This window comes from Streptomyces sp. NPDC033229 (assembly GCF_055576875.1).
In genome coordinates this window covers 1-9092 of record NZ_JBVIQR010000097.1, presented here as the reverse complement: position 1 = coordinate 9092, position 9092 = coordinate 1, and the positions used below count along the sequence as shown (strand labels likewise).

Here is a 9092-nt window from a genome sequence, read left to right as displayed (position 1 = left end):
CGCCGACCGCCAGCAGCGACGTCGCCCCGGCCAGCACAGCACACGCGGCGCGGTGCGAGCACCGCGGCCAGACGGTGGCGGACCCCGCGAGGATCACGCGGATCCGGCACCTCGGCCAGCCGTTCCAGCAGACCCGATACCTCCTCGGGCACGGCCTCTGGATGGTCACCAGGGTCCCGGCAAAGTCGTCTGGTAGCTCTGTGACGTGGGGCTTTGCGGGTGTGTGAGGTGCGCGGGCGTGTTCCGTTCGGGTTGGATGGAGGTTCCTACGCCGTCCGTCCGACCAAGGGAACGACGCCCGCGCCATGCCATCGTCTCGCATCTTTGTGCCTGTTCGCACGCCCGTCGCGGATCATGCGCTCCTCGTGGAGTTGCTGGGCCGGATACCCGATCCGCGCCGTCGGCGCGGGGTCCGTCACCCGGTGGGCGCGCTGATCGCGGTCGCGGTCTGCGCGGTGATGGCCGGAGCGCGGGGTTTCACGGCGATCGGGGAGTGGGCTCGGGATGCCGGAGCGGTGGCCGTACAACAGCTGGGACTGGTACGGGGTTCGGTGGATGAGTCGACGCTGCGGCGCCTGTTCGCGAAATTGGACGCGGACCGTCTCGATGCGCTCCTTGGGATATGGGCGGCGACGAGGGCCGCGCGGGTAGCGGGTCGGCGGGTGATCGCGATCGACGGCAGGACCGTGAGGGGCGCACGCGGCGGTGACGCGTCGGCCCCGCACCTGGTCGCCGCGCTCGCGCACCGGTCAGGAGCGGTGCTCGGCCAAGTCGCCGTGCGTGAGAAGAGCAACGAGATTCCCGCGGTCAGAGACCTGCTGGAGGTCCTTGATCTCCACGGAGCGGTGGTCACCATGGATGCGCTGCACACTCGGCACGCCACCGCGGCATCACCGAGGCCGGCGCCGACTACGTCCTGACCGTGAAGGCCCATCAGAAGTCGTTGTATGCACGTCTCAAAGCTCTGCCCTGGGCTCGAATACCTGCCGTGACCAGGACGGATCGCGGGCACGGGCGCCGTGCCACCCGCACTCTCAAGGCCATCGACATCCCCGCCTGGATCGACTTTACCCGGGCCGCGCAGGTCGCCCAGCTACGGCGCACCGTCACCAAGAAGGGCAGACGGACCGTCGAGATCGCTTATCTGATCACCAGCGCGGACGCCCGCACCGCACCCCCGGAACTCCTGGCCACATGGGTGCAGTCGCACTGGGAAATCGAGAATCGCCTGCACTGGGTCCGTGACGTCACCTTTGACGAGGACCGCTCCCAGGTCCGCACCGCCAACGCGCCCCGCGTCATGGCGAGCCTCCGCAACACCGCGATCACCCTCCTCCGCTTCTACGGCCACCAGAACATCGCCGCCGCCCTACGACACCACGCCCGCGACACCGACCGCCCCATCAACCTCCTCCTGACCGCGTGATCAACAACCTTGCCGGGGCCCTGGGATGGTCACGGAGCTGGTCAAGGACAGGCGGGATCAGCGATGATGCGTCGTCAGGCACGGATTTCCACTTGGATCACGGGGCGCAGAGAACTCCATGATCTTGGAAGTCCGTGCCTGTCATGTTCCGGAGACGCCGCCGAGCGCGAAGATCACCACGACCCGGACGTCACGCGACTACGCCGAAGCCCTGCCCTGGAGGCAGGAGGGGCGGAGTACCGGGTGCATGAGGCGGCTCGGCGGCACGATGCCGTGCCTGGTCCCTTTCGCATACGCCTCAGGACATACACGCACAATACGTTCACTTTGTGGATCTGTCTGAGGTAGGGTCTGGTATGAAAGGGCGGAGCAGGCACCGCCCCGCCACCACGCGAAAGGCGTACCGTGCCGGAAGACCCCATTGCTCGAGAGGGCGCAGCTCAGCTCAACGACAAACTGAACGAGGTCATCGCCGATCTGCGCGTGATCAAGGGTGACGTCCTCGCCATCCGCCTCGGCCAGGCTGCTACGGACCAGAAGCTGGACAAGTTTATCGCCGAGCAGCGAAAGACGAATGCGACCCTCGTCACGTTGCTGTCCGAACTCATCGGCAAGCGCCCCGAGTAGCCGCAGCCCTTCGCGGCGCCGAGGCTGCAGTCTGAGGAGAATGTATGGCCACTCTCATTGACCCGGCCCGGCTCGGGGGTCTCGTCGAAACCGCTGAGACTATGGGCCTCACTAAGCAGGCCGCCGCCCGTGCCCTCAAAGCACATGGTTCGCCTCAAGCCGTGCGCACTCTTGCTATGGGCCCGCTCTACGATCTCGACGAGATTGCTGCATGGAACGCCGTGCGGCGCCGTCAACCCGGGCCGGTCCCGCAGAGGAGCCGCCGGATGGGAGCCGCCGCCGCACAGCCGTCGTCGTCCTGAGTCTTTTCTGGCTTTGCACCCACCGAGCCTGCTGGAGCAATGCTGGCGTCTTGGGTATCTCCGCCCCATCTAGCTCGGCGGGACGAGCCGAGCCGTGCCAGGGCGTCGGTGATCACGTCGGTCCAGGGCCAGTGGGCTGTGAATCTCAGGTGTCGGCGGCGGGCGGTGGTGATGATCTGGGCGGCGGCGGAGAAGAGACGGAGCCTCAGACGGCGGGGTTCCCGCCTGCGGGTTTTGCCGGTCAGGGCGAGCATGGGCATCCAGGCCAGCAGGTCGAGGGCGAGCTGGACGATCTCCAGCCAGATCTGGTTCTGTGCGGTGTCGTGCGGGGGCGGGTTGCGCAGGCCGGTGGCCCGCGCGGCCCGGATGCGGTCCTCGGCTCGGGCTCGCCGGCGGTGCCGCAGTTCCAGTGCTGCGATCGGCATGCCGGTGATGTTGGTGGCGAAGCAGGTCAGCCGAAGTCCGTCAGCGTCGGTGATCCGCAACTGGGCGCCGGGGTGGGGTCGTTCCTTGCGGACGATCAGCCGCATTCCCTTCGGCCAGCCCTTGAGGCAGTCGCCGGTGATCTCGGCGAGCCAGGCGCCGTCCCGGATCTCGCTGCCGGGCTCGATCGCTGCCGTCCAGGCCGGGGCGGGGACCTTGAGTACGGCTTGGTGAATCTGCTCGGTGATGGTCATGCCGACCGAGTACGACAGCCACCGTCCGCGCTGGGCGAGCCGGGCTGTGAACTCATGCGTTCCGCCCCCGGAGTCGGTACGAATCAGCGTCCGGCGTCCGCGCCGGTACTTCTTCGGCAGTTGAGCCAGGGCGAGCCCAGCCGCGGTGATGTGGTCGGCGGCGGTGTTGCTGCCCGCGTTGCCGGGCCTGAGCAGTCCGGCCACGGGTTCCCCGCTGCCACCGCTTCCGTGATCGACGAACCCCATCAGAGGATGGTGCCCGAAGGTCTTCTTCCAAGTCCCGGTGGCGTCCTGCTTCTCGGAGTGGGCCAGCACGAGCACCCCGTCCAGGTCCACGATCACCTCCCCTGAGGCGTCAGGGGCCGCGTTCTTGGCCACGTTCCAGACGCGCTCGCGTGCTGCGGCCCGCGCGGCCCGTATCGCGGCCAGGGCCTTCGGCCCAGCCGCGGCGAGTGTGTCGGCGAGGCGGGAGACGGTTGGGACGGAGGCCACCGGGCCGAACACGGCCGGCTCGGCCCGCAGCATCCCGACATCCGCGAGGCGGTCCCCGCCCAGCGCGACCGCGAGAGCCACGTCCAGCAGGACCCTTTCCCGGATCGTGCACCGCCCGCGGTCGACGCCACGGCGCAAGCGTCGTCGGCATCGCCTGATCCAGCCCGGCCTTGCGGACGGTCTCGACCAGCAGCACAGCCCCGGCCTGGGACACCACCGCGTGACCATTGCCCTCGACGCGGACACGCGGGTACGACCCGATACGCTTCTTCACCTGAGAAGTGCTTCTTTCCTTGCAGCCAACAGGACCCTAGACAAGTCCCATCGTTGCAGGTCAGGGGCACTTCTCGCTTTTTCGATCAAGTACCGGACAGCCACTTTGATGAAAGCGCGAGGCTGACAAACCCCAGCCGAGCGTCTCGCTAAGCTCCTGGCCACAGCCAGTTGACCACGCGTGTTGCAACCACCACTGGAATCCGCCCTCACACCCAGCCCAACAACCCAGAACGACAAGCGTTTCGGACCAATACCGCAGGCTCAACCACCGCTACGAACGCCATCCCCGCAATTACCTGGCCTTCTCGGCCTCTCCGCTGCCCTCTGTTGCTACAAACGACTCGTCCGACTCGCCGCACAGGACACTATCTTATTCACTTTCTCCCCAGCGAGCAGGACGAAGGGAACTTGGGTAGGAATTTTGAGCTGTCGTTTTTGCGCTTGCTGATCAACTTATCTGTTTCGTCTGGGCTTTTGACCGCAGCCCAGAGTTGACATACGGCCTCTTCTTCATCCGGCAAACACACTGAGCCTGGGTTGCTAGCTCCGTGCGCACATGGGGGGACAATTTCAAACCTCGGCAATTTTGGGTTGTTGGGCTTTGGGTTCTCCAGGTCGTCCATCGAAATGATCTTCACGCTCTCACCCAGAAGAGAGTAGCCATAAAAGACATCCCGAGGAGCCCTATAGAGTAACCGCCTGGGGTATTTTTTTTCGGCACTATAGTCATGCTCGGTGAGGGAGTAAACTTTCCTCCGAAGGCTCCTGAATTTTTTCAGCGCACCGGCATCCTCTCCCGTGAGGGCACCGGCGTCTTCGCGTTGCTTAAGCACTTTGTCTGACTCGTTGAGTGCGTTCTTCAGAAACTGATCCATATCTTCCTGCCCGCCCAGTTTCAGCATTTCCTCTTGCGCTTGGGCAGAATAAAAATCATCACCGGGGGCAGTCTTCCCCACCTTCACGTTTCGGTATGTCTCTGAATCTTTCCAAAAACCGGTGGTTGCCATTTCTTCAACCGGGATGACAAGGTCACCCCTACCCCAGCTGCTAGCGATCCTAACTTTGGTCTCGTAAGACGCAAACCCGTCCTCTCGCCAAAACCCGACCCCCAATAGCGAGGCCGCAGAATGGCGCAGCTCATGAAATAGGATAGCCGAGGGATGCGCGCCGATGTATTTCCCTTTCACCTCAGAGCTGTGGAACTCGTTGATAGTGTCGACGTCAAAGGAAATTGTCGAGCGCGCCCCCAGGGCATTCTGGTATGATTTCATGACGCCGCTAAGTGAATAAGCAGTCAGGCCGGGCGAGATGATTACATTGATCTTTGACTTATTGCCCGCCTCGTCCAGGAAGAGCGGCCGGTTGTGCTTCTCGTCGCCCGCTGGAAGCAGGTAGTCGCTTGCGGGCTTTGACTCCCCGAAAACCCCAAGGAGATCCTTGCCCTGCTGCGACTTCTTGATATCCTCTAGCACGTCCCAGACACGAGAAGCGTAGGCAGTAAAAGGCGAGCCGTCATGCCTGGTAGGCTTCTTCTTCACGTCGGCATCCCAGGCAGCACCACTTCCCTTCACTTCTTGCGGATTCATGCCGTCATAAACGGCAATTCCAGGAAAGTCTGCGTTCACTTCCACCGTAAGGCTGTGTAGCTGACCGCTGGCATCGTAGGTTTTGATTACCTGCGCCGCCGTCTTTAGGACTTCAGGCTGAGGATTAAAATACAGATGCGGAGGGCTTACTGCAAGAATAGAGGCAATAATCGGCGAAATGATTAATCCTCTGCTAACTTGACTTCCGTTGCGATAGAGGAAGGAGTCGTACTTCACGTGCACTTCTCTCCATGTCGATTAGTTTCATAAATTCTTCCTGCGGAAAGATATCAATGAACATTCGCCCTGTCCCGGAAAGCCATGCAAAACCCTGTTGATCAAGGTTGGTTGACGGCCGCTGGCTGGTCTCTGTTCACGGCTCACGCAGGGCATGTAACCTGGCGAGGGGATTTGTGTGACCGCCCGCGGCCGGACTGCCCCGGATCCACATCGGGGAAGCCCTTGAGCCCGTCACAGACAGCCATACAGACCTCGTCAACTCCCCTGTTCTTGATCCCGGCGAGGACCTGGAGCCAGTACAGGTGCCCTCGACCCCCGTAGGAGCGCCTCATGGAGAGACAGCCGAGACCAACCCAGACCCGCGTAGAGCGCGAGATCGGACGGATATAAAATAAGAGGTCCGTGTGTAGCCATCGTGACGGGGCCCGGGGGCTCAGGACTGATACTCATTACTGAGGCTGAAGGGGGACGTCAGTGCGAGTCCGGTCGCTGTGAGGCATCCATCGATGACGTCACTGCGGTATTGGAGCTGGCGGAGGCCGTTTCGTAACCGACGGATAAGATGGTCGGGGTCGGTGAAGGTGGTGGCCGTCCTCACCCTCCAACACGCCACATCAACGTGAGCTTGGAAAAGGCTCGCTGCCCGATCGCCGTGTACGACCGTGCGTCGGCCACGACGGCTGCTGCGGCGATCAGCAGCACCGCCAGGAACGGGTGACGTACGCCCCGGCGTCGGCGCGGGTCCGGCAGCCCGACCAGCCGCTCTGCCAGCGATAGTTGACCAGGCAGGCAGTGGCAGACTGGCGGCACATCGAGGCTCCGTTGCTGGAGGCGACTTGGGAAGGTCACCCGCACAACGGAGCCTCGTTGCATCGGAAGCAGCCCGGCCCTCACCTGACCATCCGGACTTTGGAACAGCCCTGCTTCGGTAGCCGTCACGAAAGATCGAAGCTATGAGATTTTGGTGAGAGTGTAATTGATGCGAGTATTTTGAGGGGTGCCGGTAGCGATTTCCACGTTGCCTTTGTGAGGCTCGCCTACTAGTGGGGCTTGTCCCACCACCCTCTCCTCTGGACGGATATAGAAATCTACGGGACCCTCGATAGGCTCGGTCGCAACAGAACAGCCGTAACTGCCGAATGATCCGCTTTGATAAGGGAAGCGACGCGTGAGGTCAACATGTAACTTGAATGGAGTATATTTGTTATGATCTCTCAAATCTGGCGGAAATTTCTTCTGCTTCACCCCAGCTTTTGGATTGCCTAAGTCGATACTGGTGCCATCGTCATTCGTGCCAAAGTTTGTATATCCATTCGCTAGAGGGCGACTAAAGAGTGTTTCCCCATCCAAAGCAATCTCCCCGTAAATCTGTGCGTAACCCTCTCCCTTCCAAAAATTGGCAGGGCAAGTCCCAGAGTTAAAAAAGTTCCAGCCCGGTCCGCCGACTTTCCCTAATGCGATTGACTCTACTTTGATTTGCCACGTTGCCTCTGTCCCTTCCGAAGAGTAGTAGGCGCAGTCATGGGGTGCGTTAGGATTACTTGCGGGCTCAGACTCTGGAAGCCTCACCAATTCGTTAGAGCCAACGACACTTACCTCAAATTTTACCGGCTGAGCCTTGCCTGAAAAGTATTCCTTTACGGTACTCGCGAAGTCTTTGGATCCGAAATTAGGAATTACAAGTCCAGAATTCCCGCCTACGGTGGTCACAGTAGCTCTGGAATCTTTCAGTAGTTGACTCTGCTCGCTCGTCAGCTTAAACGTAAGGTCTCCCTCGTTGGTTTTGCTTGTGGTTGCTTTGTCGTCTGTGGTTGCTTTGTCGTGGTCTTTTTCGATGTTGTCGTCATCAGGCAATTCCGGCGTCTCATCATCAGTCGTTTCCTCTGCCTTGGCTAGCCTTACTGTGCTTTTCGGACTCTCCTTAACCTTACCATCCTCTTTAGCCTTACCTTCTTCTTTAGGCGCCTTCTTCGGGGGCTGTGGAGCAACCTTAAGGTACGCATTTACTGCAGAACTCAGCTTGCTGTACGATGCTGTTGACTTAATCGCCATAAGCAGTCGTTTGCCGTAATGAATTCTCGATACGTAAAGGAGAGGCTTCCCGACGCCGACATCTTTTTTGTCGATCTGGGTCTCTAACTTTGTGAAATTCGTGCCTTCCGGAAACCACCCGGCTGGGCTATTATTCGGGGGCGGCGCGATCGCCACACTACCCGCTACGTTGTCTGCCTCCACAATAACAACACTCTCGTTTTGGCGTTTGAGGCTTTTGTAGCTGGCGTCGATTCCAATGCTCTCTAGAACTGAGTTTGAGTACTTGACCGACGCACCTACCTCGTGAGTCGCCGCGTATTTACTCGACGATTGCGAGCTCCTGTATCTGCTAGATTGTACATCAGTCGTAAATGTCGTTCCCAAATTTGCGGCGTCTTCCTCGGTCGCTACATCCCGTTTCTCGGCAGATAGGCTCATATTTCCCGTAGCGTAAGCCCTCAGTCCTTTTCTGGGACTTAAAATTACTTCTTCAATTTCGCCCTCGGCATGCTTATCCGCTTTGATGAATTCTCCAATCCAGGGGACCTTACCGCCCGGCCAAACATCAAACTGCTCCACGTTTTTGTACCCCGGCCCAGTGCAACCAGGCGTATCTGCTGCGATGGGTGGATGTGTGACCTTCCAGGGCGTCTTGTTGATGTCTGCGAAATATCTGTTGATGTCCTCGCCAGGCAGGCTGGGCGCCGCAGCAGCTTGAGCGGGCAGTAAAAGCGCAACCATGAGTGACGTCATGGTAATTTTTGCAGATGAAATCGGTCGATTTCGTCTCACAATGACTCCTCCAAGTCAATCGGTCTTCTGCAGCTTTCTTTCGTGTAGATAGGGCCGTTATTCTTGCTCGGATCAGTTGCCTCCTGAAACGACAGATGCCTTGGCTGTGTGCGATGATTTTCCTGCGTCCCGTCACATAGGAACGATCTCAGCAGGACATTCGGATCCACCGCCGACTGAATACTCCCTCGATGCATAGCATAAAATACGTAACCCTCCCAGTGGTAATATCTGCGACCGCACTCTTCACGAGGTTTAGAGGGACGATGTTGCCCAGCATGACGCGATGCCGCGTAGTTGAGAATCGGTGAGGATTTTGATATGAGGTTCCACCGCAGCACATGCCGGGGTGTTGTCAACTTGCTGAGAGGCAGGGCGGGCTGATCCGGATTGGGGCGTGACTAACTCGTTCGAGTCGCGCTGTCAAGGGCTCTTCGGGGCGCAGAAGCAGACCTGGATGTCGGCGGCGGCGGTGAATCTCTAAAGCCTGTCCCGCAACTCACCTAGACGAGTCATTCCGATGTGATCAGTGGTCATAAGCGATGAAGGAGCGTATGACGGGCTGGCCGGTCTTGTGGTTGTGCCAGATCGCGGCGGCCATCGCGAGGATGCGTTGGGCGACGCGGACGGTGACACCTTC

General features: G+C 60.2%; 4 protein-coding genes and 5 pseudogenes. 3 read left to right on the top strand and 6 right to left on the bottom strand.

Annotated features, from left to right (window positions below; all coding sequences use genetic code 11):
• Window positions 1-305: 305 nt before the first annotated feature.
• Both ACZ53N_RS35280 and ACZ53N_RS35275 read left to right on the top strand, forming a co-directional pair.
• A pseudogene (locus ACZ53N_RS35280) lies at window positions 306-1426 on the top strand (ISAs1 family transposase).
• A 405-nt stretch (window positions 1427-1831) separates the two neighbouring features.
• A complete protein-coding gene (locus ACZ53N_RS35275; protein WP_469144839.1) occupies window positions 1832-2053 on the top strand; it encodes a hypothetical protein in 222 nt (73 codons plus the stop codon).
• 391 nt (window positions 2054-2444) lie between these two features.
• Here ACZ53N_RS35275 and ACZ53N_RS35270 read toward each other — a convergent pair.
• Window positions 2445-3798, bottom strand: a pseudogene (locus ACZ53N_RS35270) (IS1380 family transposase); the annotation flags it as partial.
• 247 nt (window positions 3799-4045) lie between these two features.
• Between ACZ53N_RS35270 and ACZ53N_RS35265 the strand changes: the two are divergent.
• Window positions 4046-4152, top strand: a pseudogene (locus ACZ53N_RS35265) (IS5/IS1182 family transposase); the annotation flags it as partial.
• Between the two features lie 22 nt (window positions 4153-4174).
• Here ACZ53N_RS35265 and ACZ53N_RS35260 read toward each other — a convergent pair.
• The 5 genes and pseudogenes from ACZ53N_RS35260 to ACZ53N_RS35240 all read right to left on the bottom strand — a co-directional run.
• Complete coding sequence (locus ACZ53N_RS35260; RefSeq protein WP_469144838.1) at window positions 4175-5623, bottom strand: hypothetical protein; 1449 nt, start codon at window positions 5621-5623, stop codon at window positions 4175-4177.
• A gap of 212 nt (window positions 5624-5835) precedes the next feature.
• Window positions 5836-5943, bottom strand: a pseudogene (locus ACZ53N_RS35255) (transposase); the annotation flags it as partial.
• 277 nt (window positions 5944-6220) lie between these two features.
• Window positions 6221-6334 carry a hypothetical protein gene (locus ACZ53N_RS35250; protein ID WP_469144840.1) on the bottom strand — a complete coding sequence of 38 codons (114 nt, stop codon included), beginning with the start codon at window positions 6332-6334 and terminating at the stop codon, window positions 6221-6223.
• A 243-nt stretch (window positions 6335-6577) separates the two neighbouring features.
• Window positions 6578-8413, bottom strand: a complete 1836-nt coding sequence (locus ACZ53N_RS35245) for a hypothetical protein (RefSeq protein WP_469144837.1) — start codon at window positions 8411-8413, stop codon at window positions 6578-6580.
• A gap of 565 nt (window positions 8414-8978) precedes the next feature.
• Window positions 8979-9092: pseudogene (locus ACZ53N_RS35240) on the bottom strand (IS982 family transposase); the annotation flags it as partial.